We start from the raw sequence: 21,099 nt of genomic DNA on the forward strand, positions 1-21,099 counted from the left end.
CTTTGTCGGTGCCGGGGCGCAAGATGGGGGGATGGATCTGCCGATCAGCCCGCCGCTGCCGCCGATGCTGGCCAAGGCGGTCAAGACCATGCCCAAGGGCGACCTGCTGTACGAGCCGAAATGGGACGGCTTCCGCTGCATCGTCTTCCGCGACGGCGACGAGGTGGAGTTGTCCAGCCGCGGTGAGAAGCCGCTCACCCGCTACTTCCCCGAGCTGGTCGAGGCGGTCAGGCGTGAGCTGCCCGCGCGCTGCGTGGTGGACGGCGAGATCGTGCTGCCGAAGGGGACGCGCCTGGACTTCGACACCCTGCAGCAGCGCATCCATCCCGCCGCGTCGCGGATCAAGCTGCTGTCGGAGCAGACCCCGGCCTCGTTCGTGGCGTTCGACCTGCTCGCCCTCGGCGACGAGTCGCTGATGGAGGTGCCGCTCGGCGAGCGGCGGCGGCGGCTCACCGAGACCCTGTCCGGGGTGAAGGCGCCGGTCCACGTCACGCCGGCGTCCGACTCCTACGACCTGGCGCTGCGCTGGTTCGACGAGTTCGAGGGCGCCGGGCTGGACGGCGTCATCGCCAAGCCGCGGGACACCCCGTACCAGCCCGACAAGCGGGTGCTGTTCAAGGTCAAGCACGAGCGGACGGCCGACTGCGTGGTGGCGGGCTTCCGCTGGCACAAGTCCGGCCCGATCGTGGGGTCGCTGCTTCTCGGCCTCTTCAACACCGATGGGCACCTCCAGCACGTCGGCGTCGCGGCCTCGTTCACGATGAAGCGCCGTGCCGAGCTGGTCGAGGAGCTGCAGCCGTACCGGCTGGAGGATCTCTCCGAGCATCCGTGGGCGGAATGGGCGAACCAGACGGAGGCGACCGTCGACCGCATGCCGGGCGCCATCTCCCGGTGGACCGGCAAGAAGGACCTCAGCTGGGTGCCGCTGCGCCCCGACCTGGTCGTCGAGGTGGCGTACGAGGCCATGGAGGGCGACCGGTTCCGGCACACCGCCCGCTTCCGCAACTGGCGCCCCGACCGGACACCCGATTCCTGCACCTACGAACAGCTAGAGGTGCCTGTCGCCTACGACCTCGACGATATTTTCAGCGGCCCGGCGACGAATCCGCGCGTCGACCGCTGAGGACCCGCGGGCCGTGGGCCGGGACGCGTGCGGCGCGTCCCGGCCGCGCGGCGTCAGGGCTGGGTCTCGTTGTCGATGGTCTGCTGGATCAGCTGCCGCTCCGACTCGGCGGCCAGCTTCGGCGACACGTAGGGGCGCAGGTAGGTCTGGTGGACGCCGGGGACGCGGTCCTCTACGACGAACGTCGCCTTGGTGGAGATCGCGGCGCCCGGCGTCCGGACGGTCGGGAGCGTCTTGAAGTCGGCCTTCAGCTCCTCCTTGCCGATCTTCGTCAGCACGTAGCCGCGCTGGTTGTTGTAGAAGCGCAGATGCGGGTTGATCTTGAGGAAGGGCTGGGCGGCGGGGTCGGAGTCCGTGCCGTCGCCGGTGCTGGTGATGGACGTGCACACGAGCTCGGAGCCGACGGTCCTGGAGTTCGGGTCGTCGTAGTCGGCCTTGAGGTCGCTGGCCCAGTGGGCGTGCACGTCACCGGTGAGCACGACCGGGTTGCGGACCTTGGCGTCCAGCCAGCCCTTGGTGATCCGGTCCCGGGACGCGGCGTAGCCGTCCCAGGCGTCCATGGAGGTCTTCTTGACGGGCCCGTCGGTGTTGTCGCGCTGGGCGAAGAACACCTGCTGGCCGATGACGTCCCAGCGGGCGGTGGAGCGGCGGAAGCCGTCGAGCAGCCACTTCTCCTGCTCGTTGCCGGTGATGGAGCGCTTCGGGTCGGTGGCCTCGGGGCAGTCCTTGTAGCCGTCGCCGCAGCCCTGGTCGTCCCGGAACTGGCGGGTGTCCAGCATGTGGAAATTGGCGAGCCGGCCCCACTGCACGCGCCGGTAGGCCTGGATGTCGGGTCCCTTCGGGATGGACCGGCGGCGCAGCGGCATGTTCTCGTAGTACGCCTGGAAGGCGGCGGCGCGCCGGGCGCGGAACTCCTCGTAGGAGGGTGTGTCCGAGCCCGCCTCGGGGATGTAGCCGGCCCAGTTGTTCTCGACCTCGTGGTCGTCGAACACGACGAGCCACGGCGCGGCCTCGTGCGCGGCCTGCAGGTCACGGTCGGCCTTGTACTGGGCGTGCCGCAGCCGGTAGTCCGCGAGCGTGACGGTCTCGGGGCCCTCGTGGTCACGGACGTTGCCGCCCGGGATGGTGTAGACGCCTTTCTTGTACTCGTACTGGTAGTCGCCCAGGTGCAGGATCAGATCCGGGTGCTCCTCGGCGAGCCGCCGGTACGCGGTGAAGTAGCCGTGCTCGAACTGGGAGCACGACACGAAGGCCATGGCGAGGGCGGGGCCGAAGGTGGCGGGGTGCGGGGCGGTGCGGGTCCGCCCCACCGGGGAGACGTGGTCGTCGACGCGGAAGCGGTACCAGTAGTCGCGTCCCGGGCGCAGCCCGCTCAGCTCGACGTGGACGGAGTGGGCGGACTGGGGCCGGGCGGCGGCGACGCCGTGGCGTTCGACGCGGCGGAACCGCTGGTCGGACGAGACCTCCCAGCGCACCGGGATCGTGCGGGCCGGCATGCCGCCGAGGCCGTCCTCGGCGTGGGGGTCGAGGGCCAGCCGGGTCCAGAGGACGAATCCGTCCGGGCCGGGATCACCGGAGGCGACGCCGAGCGTGAACGGGTCGCCGGGGAGGGCACGGGTGCGAAGGGCCGCGTTGGCGGCGGTTCCGGGGGCGATGGCGACGGCGGTGGCGAGTCCGCTGGTGACCAGGAAGGTGCGCCGGTTCAGCGGGCGGGCGAAGTCGGCCATGGAGGAGCGACCTTTCGGAGGGGGTCCGACAGCGATCGCCGGACAGCCTCACGAAGATCGGTGACCTCGGGGCACCGCGCGGATGACGCCCGCCACAACAAAGACGATCTTTTGGGCGGCGCTAGAAGATCATGCGGCGCGGGAGGAAGGATGGTAAGCTTGCAGATCGCGACTTGCGCACAAATAGCTCCATCCTATGAATAGGAGTGTAGCCGAGGCATGGGACTCCGTCAAGCCGACGCTGTCAACCCGGAACGGGAAGAAAAATCGCGGCAGGCCGCCGTGCGCACCGAGCAGGAATACGTGTCCCGCGTGTACGCGCTGCTCGACGCCGAGCGGGAGAGCGCCGAGTCCGCGCTGCGCCAGGGCCCGGCGGCGGGCGGCGGGGCCGCGTTCCAGGCACGGCTGGAGAGCGCCGTCGCCACCGACGAGGCCGCCCGCCGGCTCGCCCGGCTCGGCGGCGTCGAGCAGGGCCTGTGCTTCGGCCGGATCGATCACCGCGCCGACGCCGACGGCCCCGGCGACACGTTCTACATCGGCCGGATCGGCCTCCGCGACGCGGAGCACGAACCCGTCCTGATCGACTGGCGCGCCGCGGCGGCCCGCCCGTTCTACACCGCGACGCCGGGCGCCCCCGGCACGCTCGCGCGCCGCCGCCACCTGCACCTGCGCCACCGCGAGGTCGTCCGGCTGGACGACGAGGTGTTCGACCTGGAGGGTCTGGAGGAGTCGGAGCGCGGCGGCGTCGTGGGCGAGGCCGCCCTCCTCGCCACCCTCCGCCGCCGCCGGACGGGCCGGATGAGCGACGTGGTCGCGACCATCCAGGAGGAGCAGGACCAAGTGATCCGCTCGGGGCTGCACGGTGTGCTGGTCGTCCAGGGCGGGCCCGGCACCGGCAAGACGGTCGCCGCGCTGCACCGGGCCGCGTACCTCCTGTACACGCACCGGGACGTCCTCGAACGCCGCGGGGTCCTCGTCGTCGGCCCCAACGCCACGTTCCTCCGCTACATCGAGCAGGTCCTTCCGGGTCTCGGCGAGACCGATGTCGCCCTGGCCACGGTCGGCGAACTGTATCCGGGCGTCAAGGCGACGGCCACTGAAACGCCCGCGGTCGCCGTCATCAAGGGTGACCACCGCATGGCGGACCTCGTGCTAGCGGCCGTTCACGACCGGCAGCGCGTGCCTTCGGGCGGCCTCCATCTCGACGTGGAGGGCCTCACTCTCGTCGTGGACGCCGAAAAGTGCGAGCAGATCCGCGACCATGCCCGTGGCCTGCGCCTCCCCCACAACGTTCAGCGGCGCCGCTTCGTCCACGACATGCTGGAGGCCCTCGCCGTCAACCGGGCCGAGCAGTACGAGCGCATCATGGACGAGCCTTTGGAGGAGATGGCCAAATCCGGCGGGCTCCCCGAATGGATCCAGGAACTCATCGACGAGGCCGAAGACGAACCCCTCCTGGACGAGACGGACCTCCGCCTGGCCAAGGAAGCCCTCTGGCAGGACCCTGCCGTCCGGCAGGCCCTGAACAAGCTCTGGCCCAAACTGACACCGCAGCGGTTGCTCACCGACCTCTACGACTCCCCCGAGACCCTCGCCCGCCTCGGCGCCCAGGTGGGCCTTCCCGACTGCACGCTCCTGCAGCGCCCGCCCGGCTCCCCTTGGACGGTCTCGGACGTTCCCCTCCTCGACGAGGCCGCCGAACACCTCGGCAAGGACGACTCCGCCGACAAGGCCCGGAAGCGCGCCGCCGACGCCGCCCGTGCCGAGGAGGAGCGCTACGCCCAGGAGGTCATCGAGGCCGCCGGCACCACGAACCTGCTTTCCGCGGCCGACGTGATCTCCGCCGGCGCCCTCGCCGACCGCCACAACGACGACGGCCCGTTCCTCACCACCGCCCAGCGCGCCAAGGCCGACCGCGAATGGGCGTACGGCCACGTCATCGTGGACGAGGCGCAGGAACTCTCCGAGATGGCCTGGCGCACGGTGATGCGCCGCGTCCCGACCCGCTCGCTCACCGTCGTCGGCGACATCGCCCAGACCGGCAACGCGGCGGGCGCCGCGTCATGGGGCCAGATGCTCGACCGCTACGTCCCGGGCCGCTGGCGTGAGCAGCGCCTCCTCGTCAACTACCGCACCCCGGCCGCCATCATGCGGGTCGCCGCCGACGTCCTCGCCGCCGTCGCCCCGGGCGAGACCCCGCCCGAACCCGTCCGCGACGACGGCCCGCCCCCTGCCGCGATGGCGCTGCCGGTGGCCGAACTGCCGTCGCTCGTCGGCTCGGAGCTGTCCCGCATCGCGGGCGACGACGACATCGGCGGCGCGTTCAAGGAGGGCCGCCTCGCCGTCATCACCTCCGGAGCCCGCCGCACCGCCGTCCTGGACGCCCTCCCGGACGCCGCCGTGGGCGCCACCCCGGAGGCCCTCGACTCCCCCACCGTCGTCCTCACCGCGGAGGAGGCCAAGGGCCTGGAGTTCGACTCCGTCATCGTCGTCGACCCGTCCGGCGTCCTCACCGAGTCCCCGAAGGGCGGCCAAGATCTCTACGTGGCGCTGACCCGAGCGACCCGCCGTCTGACGATCGTCCACGACAACGACCTCCCGCCCCTCCTATCGGCCCTGGAGTAGGGCCGCCAGGGTCAGGTGGAGCTCGGTCTCGATGATCCGGCCGGCGGCCGCGGGGTCGCCGGCGCGGATCGCCTCCACCAGGGCGGCATGGGCGTCCCGGCCGTGGGCGGTGTCGGACTCGCGGACGTCCACCAGGGTGACGAGGTCGAGGAGGCCGTCGCGCAGGACCGGGACGAACCCGGCGAAGAGGTCGGCAAGGACCGGGTTGTGCGCGGCGGCGATGACGGCGGTGTGCAGGGCGATGTCGGCGTCGATGAACGCACCGCCGCAGCGCCGGGCACCGCAAATCCCGGCTTTAGCTGCGATCACCCTGGGTATATGCAATCATCACACCTTGTGAAGCTGACGGTGCAGGTGAAATTGGTCCCGACGCCCGAGCAGGCGGCGGCTCTGGCTGAGACCCTGCGCACTTGCAACAGCGCCGCTGACTGGGTATCGCAGGTGGCGTTCAAGCAGCGGGTCTTCACCCGCGCCGGCTTGCAGAAACTCCTCTACTTGGAACTGAGAGCGCGAGGGCTGTCAGCGCAGCCGGCATTGCATGTGATCCGTAAGACCGCCGACGCCTACAGGACCCTCCACACCCATGTCCAGACCGGGTTGCTTGGTCGAGCGGGGTCGGCCCGCCGAGCCAAGGCTGAGAGTAGGCCGATCACCTTCCGTGCGGAGGCTGCGCACCCGTTCGATGACCGGTGCCTGTCGTGGCAGATGGACGCTCGAACGGTGTCAATCTGGACCACCCGCGGCCGGTTGAAGAGCGTCGCTTTTACCGGCAAGCCGTCCCAGCTCAAGACACTCGCCGAGTACCGCAGAGGCGAGTCGGACCTGGTGCACCGGGATGGCAAGTGGTTCCTGATCGCCACCTGCGAAGTCCTCGAGACCCCGCTGAACACCTGCCCGCGCGACTGGATCGGGGTGGATCGAGGTATCGCCAATCTGGCCACCACGTCCGACGGTGACAATCACCAGGGCAGCGGTCTGCAGCGGTATCGGCGGCGCATGGCGCGGGTCCGTGCCGAACTGCAGGCCAAGGGCACCAAGTCTGCAAAACGCAGGCTCAAGCGGCGTGCACGCCGCGAGCGGCGGCACGCCGCGCACGTCAATCATTCGATCGCCAAGACGGTGGTGGCCGATGCCCAACGCACCGGACGCGGCATCGCTCTGGAAGACCTCCAGGGCATCCGCGACCGGGTACGGCTCAAGCGGCACCAGCGGGCCACCCTTTCGTCCTGGCCTTTCCACCAGCTCGGCGCCTTTATCGCCTACAAGGCTCAGCGTGCGGGCGTGCCGGTACTGGAAGTGGATGCCGCCTACACCTCGCAGACGTGCCCGCGTTGCGGGCACGTCTGCCGCAAGAACCGTCCCACCCGGGACGACTTCACCTGCATGGTCTGCGGGCTCGCTGGCCCGGCCGACCACATCGCCGCCGTGAACGTCACCAGACGCGCACGCACGGCATGGGCGTTCGTCAACACGCCCAATGCGGCCGTGTCACCGCCCCCAGGTAAGGGACAGTCACGAGCCGCAAACCCGCCCTCGGGGCCGGGTAGTTGACCGTCACCGAGCCCGATGGAGGTGTGCGACGCGGTCACCGGGCTCTGGGACGCCTCCCCCGACCGTCCGGTGATCCTGAACCTGCCGGTCACGGTCGAGATCGCCACGCCGAACGTGTACGCCGACCAGATCGAGTACATGCACCGCCACCTGGCTCGGCGCGACGCGGTCGTCCTGTCCGTCCACCCGCACAACGACCGCGGGACGGGCGTGGCCTGCGCGGAGCTGGCGCTGCTGGCGGGCGCGCAGCGGGTCGAGGGCTGCCTGTTCGGCAACGGCGAGCGGACGGGCAACGTCGACCTGGTCACGCTGGCGATGAACCTGCACGCCCAGGGCGTCGACCCGCGGATCGACTTCTCCGACATCGACGAGATCCGCCGGACGGTCGAGTACTGCAACCGGCTGCCCGTCCACGAGCGGCACCCGTACGGCGGCGACCTGGTGTACACGGCCTTCTCCGGGACGCACCAAGACGCCATCGGCAAGGGCATGGCCCTCCACGCGCGGCGCGCCGAGGAGAGGGGCGTGCCTCCGGAGGAACTGCCGTGGGACGTCCCGTACCTGCCGATCGATCCGGCCGACGTGGGCCGCGGCTACGAGGCCGTCATCCGCGTCAACAGCCAGTCCGGGAAGGGCGGGATCTCCTATCTCCTGAAGACGGAGTATGGCCTGGACCTCCCGCGCCGCCTGCAGATCGAGTTCTCCCAGGTCGTCCAGCGGGCGACGGACGGCAGCGGCGAGGAGATCACGGCGGCCGAGCTCTGGGACCTGTTCCGCGCCGAGTACCTGGACCGGTCCGACGGCGGCCCGGTGATGCTCGCCGGGTGGCGGACGTCGCACACCGGTGCTCTTCCGGGGGGTGTGGGGGGTCGCCCCCCACAGGAGACAGGTCCGGCGCGGCACGACTTCACCGGCGTCATCCGCGTCGGCGGGAGTGAGCGCGAGTACACCGGTTCGGGGAACGGCCCGCTGGACGCCCTCACCGGCGCCCTGGCGGCCGCCGGGATGAAGGTGGACGTCCTGCAGTACGCCGAGCATTCGACCGAGGCCGGCCCCGACGCCAGGGCCGCCGCCTACGCCGAGTGCCGCGTCGACGGCGTCACGTCCTGGGGCGCCGGCCACGACACGTCGGTGCTCACCGCATCGGTCCAGGCCGTCCTGTCGGCGGTGAACCGCACGAAGACCGTTTAGCGGCGCCGCCGCAGGGGGCGCCGCCAGGACAGGCCGGTCCCAGGGATGCGGAACGTCATCTCCCGGCGCCCGTCCGCCGAGTGGCTGCTGCGGGGATGCCCGGCGAAGAGGCCGGGCATCCCCGCCCTCCTTCACGGCCGGACCGAGAACCGGGATACGGATCGACCGTTGCCCGCAAGGGCAGGAGGTGACCAAAACCGGCCCGAGTTCGTCGTGCGCCGCCCTTTACCCGCCGTCGCGGGGCGAGGAACCTGTGCCCCGTCGGAGATCATTTTCATTCCCGGAGGTGCGGGTTGGCCAGGCGACCCCTGAGACGAACCCGGCGGACGATGACGGTGGCCGTGCTGACCGGCGCGGCGCTCACCGGCGCGGGCGGCGGCGCGACGGCGCTGGCCCAGCCGTCCCCCAAGATCGTGGTGAAGGACGGCGTGACCCAGCCCGCCTTCTCCTACAAGGACGCGATCCGCGAGCACGTCTACGTCGAGTCCGGCGTGGACAGCGACGGAGACGGCAAGAAGGACCGCGTCAACGTCGACATCATCCGGCCCAAGGAGACCGACCACGGTCTCAAGGTGCCGGTGATCATGGATGAGAGCCCGTACTACGACAACGCGGGGCGCGGCAACGAGAGCGAGCTCAAGACCTACGACGCCAACGGGAACCCTGTGAAGTTCCCGCTGTTCTACGACAACTACTTCGTCCCGCGCGGGTACGCGTTCCTCGCCGTGGACATGGTGGGGACGACCCGCTCGGACGGCTGCCCGGTCAGCGGCGGGCCGACGGACGTCCTCGGCGGCAAGGCCGTGGTGGACTGGCTCAACGGGCGCGCCAAGGCGTACCGGCCGGACGGGAGCCCGGCGAAGGCGACCTGGACGACCGGCCGCACCGGCATGATCGGCAAGTCGTACGACGGGACGCTCGCCAACGGCGTCGCCGCGACCGGCGTCGAGGGGCTGGAGACGATCGTCCCGATCTCGGCGATCAGCAGCTGGTACGACTACAGCCGGATGAACGGCGTGAAGTACACCGACGACGAGCAGCCCTGGCTCGCCGACTACGTCGACACCGACCCGCCCGCGAAGTGCGCCGCCGTGAACGCCGGGCTCGACCGGGGCGAGGACGACGCGACCGGCAACTACAACGCGTACTGGAAGACCGCCGACTACCGGGACGGGACGATCGCCCGCGCGTCCCGCGTCCGCGCGAGCATCTTCGCGGCCCACGGCGTCAACGACCTGAACGTCAAGGACGACAACTTCGCCGAGTGGTGGAACGCCCTCGCGCGGCGCGGCGTGCAGCGCAAGGTGTGGCTGACGCAGCGCGGCCACGTCGACCCGTTCGACACCCGGCGGGACGCGTGGGTCGCGACCCTGCACAAGTGGTTCGACCACGAGCTGCAGAAGATCCCCAACGACGTCATGAAGCAGCCGCGCGCCGACATCGAGGTCGGCCCGGACCAGTGGATCACCCAGCGGGACTGGCCGTCCCCGGGCGCACGCGCCATCACCCTCCGCCCCGGCGCGAACGGCACGCTGGGCCTGGAGCAGGCCGCCGGGGGCACGACCGCCACGTTCACCGACGCCGCCGGCCCGCAGGGCGCGGGCCACCCCGAGGACGCGATGGTCTCCGACCCGACGGCTTCCCAGCCCTACCGGGCCGCGTTCGTCTCGGCCCCGCTGCCGAAGACCGGCCGCCTGTCCGGAACCCCGGACGCCCGCCTGAGGATCAAGCTGGACAAGCCCACCGCCAACCTCACCGCCCTGCTCGTCGACTACGGCGACGACACCCGCGTGAACTACCTCGGCCCAGGCTCCGGCATCCGGACGCTGACCACCGAGGACTGCCACGGTGAGAGCACGCCCGCCGACGACGCCTGCTACAAGCAGACCCAGGTCACGACGGTCACCTCACCGGTGAACGTGGTCGCCCGCGGCTGGCTCGACGCCCAGAACGACCGGTCGCTGAGCCGCCCGGCGCCGCTGGAGCCGGGCCGCTACTACGACGTCCGCTGGGGGACGCTCAGCCAGGAGTACCTGCTCAAGAAGGGCCACCGGCTGGCCCTCGTCCTCGCCGGGACGGACGCCGACTACAACTTCGACATGCCGACCGGCGCCCAGGTGACCGTGGACCTGCGCGGCAGCTCCCTCCGCATCCCGGTCGTCGCGGCCGAAGAGGACGTGACCACCCTGGTCGCCCCGCCGCAGCCCGCCGAGACCTGGCGCGGCCCGTCCAAGGTCACCCTGCCCGTCCAGGAACGCAAGCTCTACTGACCCGCCCCGAGGCCCGCCGCCCCCATGCGGCGGGCCTCACGCATGTCTCACAACTCGATGCTCTCGCCGGGCCCGAGCAGGTGGAGGCGGTCGGCGAGGGCGGCCTTGTCGAAGGCGGGCGGGATCGTGTCGCGCCCCCGGGAGAAGTGCGCCCAGCCTTCGAAGTGCAGCGGGACGATGTGGGCGGCGCCCAGGATTGTGGCCGCCTCGGCGGCGTCCTCACTGGTCAACGTCAGGTAGGCGTCGCCCAGGAGCGGGGTCTGGGCTCCCCCGGCGAAGAGGACGGCCACGTCGAACGGGGCGAACCGCCCGGCGACGGCACGGACCACGTCCAGGGACGCGTTGTCGCCGCTCACATAGGTGCTGGGCAGGCCTTCGCCGGACAGGACGAAGCCCGTGACCGGGCCCGTGAGGTGCTCGGTGCCGTCCGGGCCGTGCTGGGCCGGGACACCGGTGACCCGGAGCGTCCCGCCGTCCGGCCGGGGCAGGTCGACGTGCTCCCAGTTCGGCAGCGCACGGGCGGTGCCGCCGAGGCGTCCGGCACCGGCCTCCGTCGTCAGGGTGAGCGGGACCCCGGACAGGTAGGCACGGCCGCCGGTGTCCAGGTTGTCCGGGTGCTGGTCGTGGGAGAGGAGCACCGCGTCGACCGGGCCGATCTCGTCCGGGCCGAGGACGGGTTCGGCGGTCTTGGTCAGCTTCCGGGAACCGATCGGGTAGTCGCCGGGCGCGTCGAACGTCGGGTCGACGACGAGCCGCACGCCGCCGGTCTCCAGGATCGCGCTCGGACCGCCGAGGTACCGGATGTTCAGCGAGGACATCGCGCCGCCTTCAGGTCGATCACGTGGTCTTGCCGTAATCGCCGGGCGGCAGCGGAAATTCCCGCTGATCAGTGGTTGTCGGTGTCCTTGCTCGGCTGGACGCGTTTGGGCTCGCCGGGCATCTTCGGGTAGTTCGGGGGGTACGGCATGTCGCCGAGGCCGTGGTCCGCCTCGTCGCGGTCGGCCATCTCGAGGAGCGCCTCAAGGGAGAACGACTCGTCGTCGATGGACGCGTGGAGATCGCCGACCTTGGCGAAGCGGTCGGGCATGGTGGCGATGGTGAAGTCGTGCGGGTCGACGTCGGGCAGCTCGTCCCAGGTCACCGGGGCGGAGACGGGGGCGTGCGGAGCCGGGCGGACGCTGTAGGCCGAGGCGATCGTGCGGTCGCGCGCGTTCTGGTTGAAGTCGATGAAGATCTGTTCCCCCCGCTCCTCCTTCCACCATTTCGTGGTGACCTCGGCGGGGACGCGGCGCTCCACCTCGCGGCCGAAGGCGAGGGCGGCCCGGCGCACCTCGGTGAACGTCCAGCGGGGCTCGATGCGGACGTAGATGTGCACGCCGCCCTTCCCGGACGTCTTCACGTAGCCGGTGTAGCCCAGCTCCGACAGCAGGTCGCGGGCCGGGCCGAGAGCCACCCTGACGGCGTCGGAGAAGTCGGTGCCGGGCTGCGGGTCGAGGTCGATCCGCAGCTCGTCCGGGTGATCGACGTCGCCCTTGCGGACGGGCCACGGGTGGAACGTCAGCGTGCCGAGGTTCGCCGCCCAGGCGATCACGGCGACCTCGGTCGGGCAGACCTCGTCGGCGGAACGTCCGCTGGGGAAGGCGATCCGGGCGGTCCGCACCCAGTCGGGCGCGCCCTTCGGGATGCGCTTCTGGTAGAACGCGTCGGACTTGCCGGCGCCCATGCCGGCCTGGCCGCGGGCGTAGTCCTCGCGGGTGGCCATCTTGGCGCCCTCGAAGACGCCGGCCGGCCAGCGTTCCAGAGTCGTCGGCCGGTCGCGGGTGGCGCGCAGGATCCCCTCCCCCACGGCCAGGTAGTACTCCACCAGCTGTCGCTTGGTGTAGCCGTGCTCCGGAAAGTAGACCTTGTCGGGATTGGTCACCTTGACGAGCCGATCCCCGACCGGGATCTCGATGAAGGGCGAGGCCATGCCAGCACGCTAACCCACTCGTCCGACAAGGTGGCGGGTACCGTCGGGAGTATGGAGAAGATCCGCAAGAGCGAGGACGAGTGGCGGGCGCGGCTCAGCCCCGAGGAGTACCACGTACTGCGCGAAGCGGGCACCGAGAAGCCCTTCACCGGCGAGTACACCGACACCAGGACCGTCGGCGTGTACCGGTGCCGCGCCTGCGGGACGGAGCTGTTCCGGTCCGGCGCCAAGTTCGAGAGCCACTGCGGCTGGCCTTCGTTCTTCGAGCCGTCGGAGTCCGACGCCGTCGTCCTGATCGAGGACACCACGCTCGGCATGGTCCGCACCGAGGTGCGGTGCGCCGTCTGCGACTCGCACCTCGGCCACGTCTTCCACGGCGAGGGTTACGACACCCCGACCGACGACCGCTACTGCATCAACTCGATCTCGCTCACGCTCGAACCCGCCGGCTGACACCGAAGCCTGCAAGGCAACCCCGGTGGGGGTCCGGACGTCCTATGGACGACGGCACAGGGGGTCGCCATGGACGCGTTCGATGCGGACGAGTTCGATCACTACACGACCGCGCTGCTCTGCGGCGGTCCGTCGAGGGTCGTCCAGATCGCGGTGTTCACCCTGTACGAGGAGCGCCGGGTCCGGATCTTCAGGGGGACGCATCGGGTGGAGGTCGTGCGGCGTGAGGAGTCCGGCGATCCGCTGCTGGACGCGGTCCTCGGCGAGATCCCCCGCATCGGGCGCCCGCTCGGCCAGGTGATCGCGGCGGTCGCCGGGTCGCCGGAGGTGGCCGCCATCGGCGAGGCGATGCGCGAGGCCGGCCTGCTGCGCGGCAGGCGGCTCCGGCCCACCCGGCTGGGCCGGACGCTCCGCCGGACGCTCGCCGAACGGCCAGGCGCGTCCCAGGTCGAGAGGCTCGCCGTGCTCGGACCGGCCGGGATCGAAGACGCCAAGCTGCGGGAGATCCTGGAAAGCGGCGACCCGAAGCCGGTCACGCTCCCCCGGGCCCGGTCGCGCGGCCGCTGGAACCTGGAGGCCAGCAACCTCTCGGACGACCAGTACGGCGGCGGCGCCTACTAGCGGGTCTCGGGGACCTCGCAGTCGTCCTTGTCGCTCTGCTTGTTCGCGAGGACGACGCTGCCGTTGTCGTCGCTCTTGCCGTGGACGAAGACGCGCGGTTCGTCGTCGCCGCCGTCCTCCAGGAACTGGGTCGTCCACTTGCAGAGGTCGAGGGCGGGCTTGGAGTTCTCGTCCTCCTCGCCCAGGTCCGTGTAGACGCGGACGAAGCTGCCGCTGCGGCGGACGTCGGTGACGTGCTTGACGACCTTCCCGTCCGGGTCCTTGGTCTCGAAGTACGGCACCGCGTCGGTGATCTCGTCGGGGTCCCCGGCGGCCGCGAGGCTCTCGTGCGTCGACGGGGAGGCGGCGGCGCTGCGGACGGCGGCGGCGCGGGGGGCGGGCTCCGAGCCGCCGGGCAGCACCAGCACCCCGGCGGTCACGACCGCCGCCACCGCCGCGGCCGCCGTGACTGCGGCGGCCAGCCGGCGCCGCCGCGACCCCCGCAGCGACGCGGTCAGGCGGTTCCAGCGGATCGCGAACTCGGACGGCGGCCTCGCGTGCCGTCCGCGGGAGTGGCTGCCGGGAGACTTGGTCACGGACGGCACCTTACTGCTGATTCGCCCCGTCCTCCGCCGGGTCGGGCGATGTGCCGCTAGGCGAGGCCGGCGACGAGCTCGGCGACCGGCTTGCGGCGGCCGGTGTAGAAGGGGATTTCGAGGCGGGTGTGCAACCGCGCCTTCGCGCCGCGCAGGTGGCGCATCAGGTCGACGATGCGGTGCAGCTCGTCGGCCTCGAACGCGAGCATCCACTCGTAGTCGCCGAGCGCGAAGGCCGACACGGTGTTGGCCCGGACGTCGGGGTAGTCGCGCGCCATCATGCCGTGCTCGGCGAGCATCGCGCGGCGCTCCTCGTCCGGCAGCAGGTACCACTCGTAGGACCGGACGAACGGGTACACGCAGACATAGTTGCGCGGCTCCTCGTCGGCGAGGAACGCGGGAATGTGGCTCTTGTTGAACTCGGCGGGGCGGTGCAGCGCCATCTGCGACCACACCGGCTCGCTCGCGCGGCCCAGCGCCGTCCGGCGGAACCGGGTGTAGACCTCCTGGAGGTCGTCGGACGTGGGCGCGTGCCACCAGAACATGAAGTCGGCGTCCGCGCGCAGGCCGGCGACGTCGTAGGCGCCGCGCGTGGTGACGTCCTTCTGGGCCGCCTGGTCGAGGAGGTCCTGGACCTCGGCCGCGTCCTTCTCGCCGACGGTGCCCGGGTCCGCGACCCGGAAGACCGACCACATGGTGTAGCGGATGACGTTATTGAGTTCGCGTGCCTTCGGCTTGCCCGCCGGCTCGGTCATGATCCACTCCTTCTCGACTGCGCAGATGGTCCAGCACCCGGTTCGCCGCCGCGCGCGCCGAGGCGATGCACGCGGGGACGCCGAGGCCGTCGTAGGCGGCGCCGGCGACGGCCAGCCCCGGTTCACCGGCGACCGCGGCCCGGATCTTGGCCACGCGGTCGGCGTGGCCCACGTTGTACTGCGGGAGGCCGCCGCCCCACCGGGTCACCCGGCTCTCCACCGGCAACTCGGTGACGCCGCACGTCGCGCCGAGCTCGGCCATGGCGGTCGCGGTGAGCTCCTCGTCGGCCCGCTGGAGCGTGTGCTCCTCGCCGAACCGCCCGATGGAGCAGCGGACCGCGATGACACCGGGGTCACGGTCGCGCAGGTGAGGCCATTTTACCGAGCTGAAGGTGACGGCCTTGACCCCTCGGCCGCCGTTGTCCGGGGCGCTCTCCACGCCCGGGACGAGGTAGCCGCTGCCGTCCGGCCGCCGCGGGAACGCGGTGGCCCGGTAGGCGAGCGTGATGATCGCCATGCTGGCGTACTCGATGCCGGCCAGCTCCCGCGCGGCGGCGGGCACGTCCGGCTTCAGCAGCCGGGACGCGGGGGCCGCCGGGACCGCGATCACCACCGCGTCGGCATCGAGGTACTCGGGGGCGCGGACGGGGCCGACGGTGAGCCGCCAGCCGTCCGCGCGGCGGCGCAGCTCACGGACCATCGCGCCGGTGCGGACCGTCCCGCCCGCCTCGGCGAGGTCGGCGGCGACCAGGTGCGGGAGCGTGCCGAGGCCGTCCGGCAGCGTGGCGAACACCGGGCCGGGGTCCTTGGGCGCGGCGTCCCGGATGCCCTGGACGGCGCTGATCAGCGACCGGTGCGCGCGCGCCGCGGCGGCGACGGCGGGGAGGGTGGAGTCGAACGACAGCAGCTCGGCGCGTCCCGCGTAGACGCCGCCGAGAAGCGGCTCGACGAGCCGGTCGACGACCTCCCGGCCCACGCGGGCGCCGATGAAGTCCGCGACGGACACGTCCGCGCCGCGCGGCGTCTCGGGCAGCACCAGGTCGAGCGGGACGCGCGCCAGCCCGGCCGGCGACAGCACCTGCGAGGCGGCCAGCGCCTTCAGGTCGGACGGGACGCCCATCACCTGCCCGGACGGGATCGGCCGGAGCGCGCCGCGGCTGAGGATCGCCGAGGACGTGGTGCCGGGGTTCACGAGGTCACCGGACCGGCCGAGGTCGCGCACCAGGTCCAGGCCCTCGGGGCGGCGGGCGAGCATCGACTCGGCGCCCTCGTCCACCGGGACGCCGGCGATGTCGCCGACCCGCAGCTTGCCGCCGATGTCCGGGGAGCCCTCCAGGACGGTCACCCGCAGGCCGCCCCGGGCGAGCAGGCGCGCGGCGGCGAGGCCCGCGATGCCGCCCCCGACGACAACGGCATGGGACGTGGTCATGGCCCCAGCCTCCCAGACGTCCCGCCGCACCGCGCACCGGGGCGGCGGGCACAGGGGCCGGCGGGCACAGCGCCCGCACAGGGCCGGGCCGTGACCGGCGCGTGCCCTCTCCGTGCCCGCATCGCGATCCGGTCCGCGGAACGGTGATCCACGTCACCTCGTCCAAGCCCTATGCGGATCGTCAGGAGCATCACCTGCGCACTGGTCGTCCTGCTGCTGGCCGGGGTCCTGGCCTCATGCAGCGGCGGCGGCGACTCCGGGACGTCCTCGGAGGCGGCCGACCGGGGCGGCGCCGGCGCACCGGCCGGAGCGAGCGGCACCCGCGGCGAGGCGGGCCCTTCTCGGCCGGGGGCGCAGAAGGCGCCCCAGGCGCCGCTGCCCACCGGGCATGAGGTCGTCCACACCGCGGACCTGCGGGTCAGGGCCGGGGACGTGGAGGCCGCCGCCGGCAAGGCCAAGCAACTGGTCGCGGCGGCGGGCGGGTACGTCGAGCGGGAGTCGACCTCCAGCGACCCGGCGCGCTCGGAGATCGCGCTGAAGATCCCCGGCGACCGGTACACCGACGTGCTGAACCAGCTGAGCACGCAGCTCGGCACGAAGCTCTCGCTCAGCCAGCAGGCCGAGGACGTCACCGGCGAGGTCGCCGACGTCGACGCGCGGGTGCGGTCCGCCAAGGCCGCACTGGAGTCGTTCCGCAAGCTGCTCGACCGCGCGGGTTCGGTCGGCGAGGTGATCAACGTCGAGCAGGAGATCGCCGAGCGGGAGGCCGACCTGGAGGCGCTGCAGGCCCGCCAGAGGTCGCTGGCGCACCGGACGCAGTACGCGACCGTGACCGTGACGGTCGTGACCAAGCCCACGCCGCCGAAGAAGGACGAGCCCCGCGGCGGTTTCGCCGGCGGGCTGGAGAGCGGTTGGCACGCGTTCACCGCGTTCGTCGGAGGCGTCGCCGCCGTGCTGGGCTGGCTGCTGCCGTTCCTCGTCACGGCCGCCGTGATCGGGATCCCGCTGCTGGCGCTCCGGCACCGCCTCCGCGGCCGTCGCCGCGGCGGCGAGGGCGACCGCGCGAACGGCGAGCCCGGACCGGAGGCGGAGAAGGCCGTGGCCGGTGCCGGTGCCGATGAAGAGGCCCCGCAGGCCCCGCCGTCGGCTTAGGACGCGTCCTCGGCACTCGCCTCGTGGACGAGGTCCGCGAGGCGGGCCAGGACGTCCGGGTCCGTGGACGGCGTGACGCCGTGCCCCAGGTTGAAGATGTGCCCCTCGGCGGTGCGGCCGCGGGCCAGCACGTCGCGCGCGCGGCGTTCGACGATCTCCCACGGCGCGAACAGGATCGCCGGGTCGAGGTTGCCCTGCAGGGCCTTGCCCGGTTCGACGCGGCTGACGGCCTCGTCCAGCGGCACCCGCCAGTCGACGCCGACGACGTCCGCCCCGGCCTCGCCCATCGGGCCGAGCAGCTCGCCCGTCCCGACGCCGAAGTGGATGCGCGGGACGCCGAGCGGCTCGACCTCGGCGAAGATGCGGCGGGTGTGCGGGAGGACCGACTCCCGGTAGTCCTGCGCGGCGACCGAACCCACCCACGAGTCGAAGACCTGCACGGCGCTCGCGCCGGCGGCGACCTGCACCTTCAGGAACGCGATCGTGATGTCGGCCAGCCGGTCCATGAGCCTCGCCCAGAGCTCCGGCTCGCCGTACATCATGGCCTTGGTGCGCTCTTGGTTCTTGGACGGGCCGCCCTCGATCAGGTACGAGGCGAGCGTGAACGGGCCGCCCGCGAAACCGATCAGCGGCGTCGTGCTGAGCTCGCCGAGCAGCCCGGCGACAGCCTCGGTGACGTACGGGACGTCGTCGGGCACGAGCGGGCGCAGCGCGTCCAGGTCGGCCGCCGAGCGGACCGGGTCGGCGATGACCGGCCCGACGCCCGGCTTGATGTCGACGTCGACGCCGATCGCCTTGAGCGGGACCACGATGTCGCTGAAGAAGATCGCCGCGTCCACCGCGTACCGCCGCACCGGCTGCATCGTGATCTCCACGATCATGTCGGGCCGGGTGCACGACTCCAGCATCGGCACGCCCTCGCGCACCCGCAGGTACTCCGGCAGGGAGCGCCCGGCCTGCCGCATGAACCACACGGGCGTGTGCGGCACCGGCCGCCGGCGGCAGGCCAGCAGGAAGGGGCTCCCCGCGAGGCCGCCGTCGCCGGGCGGATTCGCGGAGTCGTCGTTGGGGCGGGCAACGTCAGCGGTCACGTTGCGTATGGTCCCACGAAAACACGTCGGCAAGGCACGGGAGTGACATGTGAGGCGGCACGAACTTCCGGACACGCCGAGCGAAGTCCCGCATTCTGTCACCGGCGCGTGCGAACGTGATGCGTGTCATAGCCGAGGGAGGTTCCCCCTTGTACTGCTCCACCTGCGGTGATGAACGTGTGTTCGAGCAGCCGCCGTGTCCCGACGGCCACGGTGAGGAGTGCCCGGAGCGGGCCTGCGCGGAGTGCGGCACGGCCATCCTGGTCGGTCTGCCGCCCGTGACCGCTCCGGCCCCCGTCCGGGTCTCCGGCACCGCCCCGGCGCGCGCCCGCGCCGCAGCCGAGCGGGCCGTGGCCTGAACGGCCCGGCCCCCGAAACGAAACAGCCTGTGCCGTGCCTTTCTCCCCTCCGCGTCCCCCCGCCGCCGCGTGCGGCGGCGGCCCGTCCCGGCTTCCCCGACCCGAGTCACTCCCCCGCGATCAGGCCGGTCCACCCATGAACCCACCTGCCTTCCAGCGGGCCGTCGACACGCTGCGCGAGATCCTCGAGGGCCCCGCCCTCCGGCCGGAGCTCGACCTGGAGGACATGCCGGCCCCGCAGAGCCTCGCGCCGTACGCGGCGGCCATGTCCGGCAGCGTCTACCGCGACGACGACACCGAGGTCGCGATGGGACGCCTCATCGTGCTGTACGACCCCGACGGCCGTCCCGGCTGGACGAACGGCTTCCGCGTCGTCGCCTACATCCGCGCCGACCTGGAGCCCGACATCGCCGCGGACGAGCTGATCGGCTCCGTCGCGTGGGACTGGCTGCTGGAGGCGCTGGAGCCCGCCGGCTACGCGGGCGAGTCCGGCACGATCACCCGCGCGGTGTCGGAGAGCTTCGGCGACAAGCGCGACGAGCCGTCCACGACCGAGCTGGAACTGCGCGCGTCGTGGTCCCCGGCCGGGGACGATCTCGCCGGTCACGTGCTGGCGTGGTGCGAGGTGATGTGCACCACGGCGGGGCTGCCCCCGACCGGCGTCGCGGCGCTGCCCGACCGGCCGGGCGGGGCGGGCGGCTGAGCGACGTACGGTAGGGGGCGTGAGCACAGCGTCCGAAACCGAGGCGGCGGGGGAGAACACGGAAGCAGTGGGAGTGTCCGAAACGCGCGCCACCGGCCCCGAACGGGACGCCGGTGCAGAAAAGACGGCGACGACTCCGCCCGGGACCGTTCCCGGGCCGGCCGGGCCGGAACCCGGCCCGGCGGGCACGGAGGCCGACACCGGTCCCCCCGCCGTCCCGTTGCTGGAGCCGCGCGAGGGCGTCCCGCCGGTGCTCACCACCGCCGCGGATCTGGAACGTGTCATCGCGGCGTTCGCCGCGGGCACCGGCCCGGTCGCGGTCGACGCCGAGCGGGCCTCCGGCTACCGGTACGGGCAGCGCGCCTACCTGATCCAGCTGCGCCGGGCCGGCGCGGGCACCGCGCTGATCGACCCGGTCGCGCTGCCCGACCTGTCCGGGCTGGACGCCGCCCTCGCCGACGTCGAGATGGTGCTGCACGCCGCCAACCAGGACCTTCCGTGCCTGGCCGAGGTCGGCCTCGCGCCGCGCCGGCTGTTCGACACCGAGCTCGCCGGGCGGCTGCTCGGCTATCCGCGGGTCGGGCTCGGCTCCATGGTCGAGAACGTGCTGGGCTTCCTGCTGGAGAAGGGGTACTCGGCGGCCGACTGGTCGACGCGTCCCCTCCCGGAGGACTGGCTGCGCTACGCCGCGCTGGACGTCGAGCTGCTGGTCGAGCTGCGCGACGCCCTGCAGGGCGAGCTTGAGGCCGCGGGCAAGCTGGACTGGGCGCTGGAGGAGTTCGCCGCGATCCTGACCACGCCGCCGAAGCCGCCGCGTCCCGACCCGTGGCGCCGCACGTCCGGCATCCACCGGGTGCGGAACCGGCGGGCGCTCGCCACCGTCCGCGAGGTCTGGGAGGCGCGCGACCGGATCGCCCGGGACCGGGACCTGTCCCCCGGCCGGGTGCTGCAGGACGCCGCGATCATCGAGCTGGCGCAGAAGACCCCGAAGACCCCGGCCGAGCTGCAGTCGCTGCCCACGATGCGGGGCCGCGGCGCCCGCCGGCACCAGTCGGCGTGGCTGCGCGCCGTCGCCCGCGCCCGCGACCTCGGCGACCGCGCGCTGCCGGAGTCCAACCTGCCCGGCGACGGCCCGCCGCCCGCGCACCGCTGGGCCGACCGCGACCCGGAGGCCGCCAAGCGGCTCACCGCCGCCCGCGCCGTCGTCGCCGCGCTCGCCGACGAGCACTCGATGCCGTCGGAGAACCTCGTGCAGCCCGACTACGTCCGCAGGCTGGCCTGGACGCCGCCCGCGGAGTCGTCGGCGTCCGCGGTCGGCGCGGCGCTGCGCGAGCTCGGCGCCCGCGGCTGGCAGGTCGGCCTGACCGCCCAGCCCATCGCCAAGGCGTTCCTCCGCCTCGAAAGCAAAGGCGAGCTGTAACTCCCGGCCTGTGGCGGCTGCGGAGATTCGAGCCTTGTCAGGGGGCGGCCGGGGAGCACACACTGGCTTAGGTTAGGTTTGCCTA

General features: G+C 72.3%; 19 protein-coding genes and 1 pseudogene. 11 read left to right on the forward strand and 9 right to left on the reverse strand.

Annotated elements, in window-relative coordinates; translation table 11 throughout:
• Positions 1 to 31: 31 nt before the first annotated feature.
• The gene (locus tag ACQPXG_RS31020; protein ID WP_433462676.1) at positions 32 to 1,123 is read left to right on the forward strand and encodes an ATP-dependent DNA ligase; all 1,092 of its coding nucleotides are present in this window, start codon (positions 32 to 34) and stop codon (positions 1,121 to 1,123) included.
• 53 nt (positions 1,124 to 1,176) lie between these two features.
• Here ACQPXG_RS31020 and ACQPXG_RS31025 read toward each other — a convergent pair whose 3' ends face one another.
• Positions 1,177 to 2,850, reverse strand: coding sequence for an alkaline phosphatase D family protein (locus ACQPXG_RS31025; RefSeq protein WP_433462677.1), 1,674 nt, complete (start codon positions 2,848 to 2,850; stop codon positions 1,177 to 1,179).
• A 219-nt stretch (positions 2,851 to 3,069) separates the two neighbouring features.
• Here ACQPXG_RS31025 and ACQPXG_RS31030 point away from each other — a divergent pair, with 219 nt between their 5' ends.
• Positions 3,070 to 5,475, forward strand: a complete 2,406-nt coding sequence (locus ACQPXG_RS31030; RefSeq protein WP_433462678.1) for a HelD family protein — start codon at positions 3,070 to 3,072, stop codon at positions 5,473 to 5,475.
• On the opposite strand, the gene ACQPXG_RS31035 is transcribed toward ACQPXG_RS31030, so the two are convergent.
• Complete coding sequence (locus tag ACQPXG_RS31035; RefSeq protein ID WP_433462679.1) at positions 5,458 to 5,784, reverse strand: FCD domain-containing protein; 327 nt, start codon at positions 5,782 to 5,784, stop codon at positions 5,458 to 5,460. The genes ACQPXG_RS31030 and ACQPXG_RS31035 overlap by 18 nt on opposite strands.
• Positions 5,785 to 5,811: 27 nt before the next feature.
• On the opposite strand from ACQPXG_RS31035, the gene ACQPXG_RS31040 reads away from it, so the two are divergent.
• A complete protein-coding gene (locus tag ACQPXG_RS31040; RefSeq protein ID WP_433462680.1) occupies positions 5,812 to 7,026 on the forward strand; it encodes an RNA-guided endonuclease InsQ/TnpB family protein in 1,215 nt (404 codons plus the stop codon).
• A 15-nt stretch (positions 7,027 to 7,041) separates the two neighbouring features.
• A pseudogene (locus tag ACQPXG_RS31045) lies at positions 7,042 to 8,217 on the forward strand (2-isopropylmalate synthase); the annotation flags it as partial.
• On the opposite strand, the gene ACQPXG_RS31050 reads toward ACQPXG_RS31045, so the two are convergent.
• Positions 8,214 to 8,336 (reverse strand): hypothetical protein, encoded by a 123-nt coding sequence (locus ACQPXG_RS31050; protein WP_433462681.1) that lies wholly within the window; start codon positions 8,334 to 8,336, stop codon positions 8,214 to 8,216. The pseudogene ACQPXG_RS31045 and the gene ACQPXG_RS31050 sit on opposite strands and share 4 nt — an antisense overlap.
• Positions 8,337 to 8,510: 174 nt before the next feature.
• On the opposite strand from ACQPXG_RS31050, the gene ACQPXG_RS31055 reads away from it, so the two are divergent.
• Positions 8,511 to 10,487 carry a Xaa-Pro dipeptidyl-peptidase gene (locus ACQPXG_RS31055; RefSeq protein WP_433462682.1) on the forward strand — a complete coding sequence of 659 codons (1,977 nt, stop codon included), beginning with the start codon at positions 8,511 to 8,513 and terminating at the stop codon, positions 10,485 to 10,487.
• Between the two features lie 47 nt (positions 10,488 to 10,534).
• Here the strand turns inward: ACQPXG_RS31055 and ACQPXG_RS31060 are convergent, their stop codons facing one another.
• Both ACQPXG_RS31060 and ACQPXG_RS31065 read right to left on the reverse strand, forming a co-directional pair.
• Complete coding sequence (locus ACQPXG_RS31060) at positions 10,535 to 11,305, reverse strand: MBL fold metallo-hydrolase (protein WP_433462683.1); 771 nt, start codon at positions 11,303 to 11,305, stop codon at positions 10,535 to 10,537.
• Between the two features lie 68 nt (positions 11,306 to 11,373).
• The gene (locus tag ACQPXG_RS31065) at positions 11,374 to 12,456 is read right to left on the reverse strand and encodes a DNA polymerase domain-containing protein (RefSeq protein ID WP_433462684.1); all 1,083 of its coding nucleotides are present in this window, start codon (positions 12,454 to 12,456) and stop codon (positions 11,374 to 11,376) included.
• A 51-nt stretch (positions 12,457 to 12,507) separates the two neighbouring features.
• Here ACQPXG_RS31065 and msrB point away from each other — a divergent pair, with 51 nt between their 5' ends.
• Both msrB and ACQPXG_RS31075 read left to right on the forward strand, forming a co-directional pair.
• Positions 12,508 to 12,909 carry a peptide-methionine (R)-S-oxide reductase MsrB gene (gene msrB / locus ACQPXG_RS31070; protein ID WP_433462685.1) on the forward strand — a complete coding sequence of 134 codons (402 nt, stop codon included), beginning with the start codon at positions 12,508 to 12,510 and terminating at the stop codon, positions 12,907 to 12,909.
• A 69-nt stretch (positions 12,910 to 12,978) separates the two neighbouring features.
• Positions 12,979 to 13,530 carry a TIGR04222 domain-containing membrane protein gene (locus ACQPXG_RS31075; protein WP_433462686.1) on the forward strand — a complete coding sequence of 184 codons (552 nt, stop codon included), beginning with the start codon at positions 12,979 to 12,981 and terminating at the stop codon, positions 13,528 to 13,530.
• Here ACQPXG_RS31075 and ACQPXG_RS31080 read toward each other — a convergent pair.
• The 3 genes from ACQPXG_RS31080 to hemG are packed head-to-tail and all read right to left on the reverse strand — an operon-like array spanning position 13,527 to position 16,289.
• Positions 13,527 to 14,105, reverse strand: coding sequence for a hypothetical protein (locus tag ACQPXG_RS31080; protein WP_433462687.1), 579 nt, complete (start codon positions 14,103 to 14,105; stop codon positions 13,527 to 13,529). The two genes, ACQPXG_RS31075 and ACQPXG_RS31080, sit on opposite strands and share 4 nt — an antisense overlap.
• A 56-nt stretch (positions 14,106 to 14,161) precedes the next feature.
• Positions 14,162 to 14,860: a hydrogen peroxide-dependent heme synthase gene (hemQ, locus tag ACQPXG_RS31085; protein ID WP_433462688.1), complete on the reverse strand. Its 699-nt coding sequence runs from the start codon at positions 14,858 to 14,860 to the stop codon at positions 14,162 to 14,164.
• Positions 14,817 to 16,289, reverse strand: coding sequence for a protoporphyrinogen oxidase (gene hemG / locus ACQPXG_RS31090; RefSeq protein WP_433462689.1), 1,473 nt, complete (start codon positions 16,287 to 16,289; stop codon positions 14,817 to 14,819). The genes hemQ and hemG overlap by 44 nt, the downstream gene beginning before the upstream one ends.
• A gap of 171 nt (positions 16,290 to 16,460) precedes the next feature.
• On the opposite strand from hemG, the gene ACQPXG_RS31095 reads away from it, so the two are divergent.
• Positions 16,461 to 17,441: a DUF4349 domain-containing protein gene (locus ACQPXG_RS31095; RefSeq protein WP_433462690.1), complete on the forward strand. Its 981-nt coding sequence runs from the start codon at positions 16,461 to 16,463 to the stop codon at positions 17,439 to 17,441.
• Here the strand turns inward: ACQPXG_RS31095 and hemE are convergent.
• Positions 17,438 to 18,454, reverse strand: coding sequence for a uroporphyrinogen decarboxylase (hemE, locus tag ACQPXG_RS31100; protein WP_433470082.1), 1,017 nt, complete (start codon positions 18,452 to 18,454; stop codon positions 17,438 to 17,440). The genes ACQPXG_RS31095 and hemE overlap by 4 nt on opposite strands.
• A gap of 257 nt (positions 18,455 to 18,711) precedes the next feature.
• On the opposite strand from hemE, the gene ACQPXG_RS31105 reads away from it, so the two are divergent.
• From ACQPXG_RS31105 to ACQPXG_RS31115, 3 genes are all read left to right on the forward strand, one after another.
• On the forward strand, positions 18,712 to 18,891 hold the full coding sequence (locus ACQPXG_RS31105; protein WP_433462691.1) for a hypothetical protein: 180 nt from the start codon (positions 18,712 to 18,714) through the stop codon (positions 18,889 to 18,891).
• Positions 18,892 to 19,027: 136 nt separating this feature from the next.
• Complete coding sequence (locus tag ACQPXG_RS31110) at positions 19,028 to 19,594, forward strand: DUF3000 domain-containing protein (protein WP_433462692.1); 567 nt, start codon at positions 19,028 to 19,030, stop codon at positions 19,592 to 19,594.
• Between the two features lie 220 nt (positions 19,595 to 19,814).
• Complete coding sequence (locus tag ACQPXG_RS31115) at positions 19,815 to 21,014, forward strand: HRDC domain-containing protein (RefSeq protein ID WP_433470083.1); 1,200 nt, start codon at positions 19,815 to 19,817, stop codon at positions 21,012 to 21,014.
• Positions 21,015 to 21,099 lie beyond the last annotated feature (85 nt).

The sequence above is a fragment of the Spirillospora sp. CA-128828 genome, from assembly GCF_050945415.1.
In the GTDB taxonomy this organism is placed as follows: domain Bacteria; phylum Actinomycetota; class Actinomycetes; order Streptosporangiales; family Streptosporangiaceae; genus Spirillospora.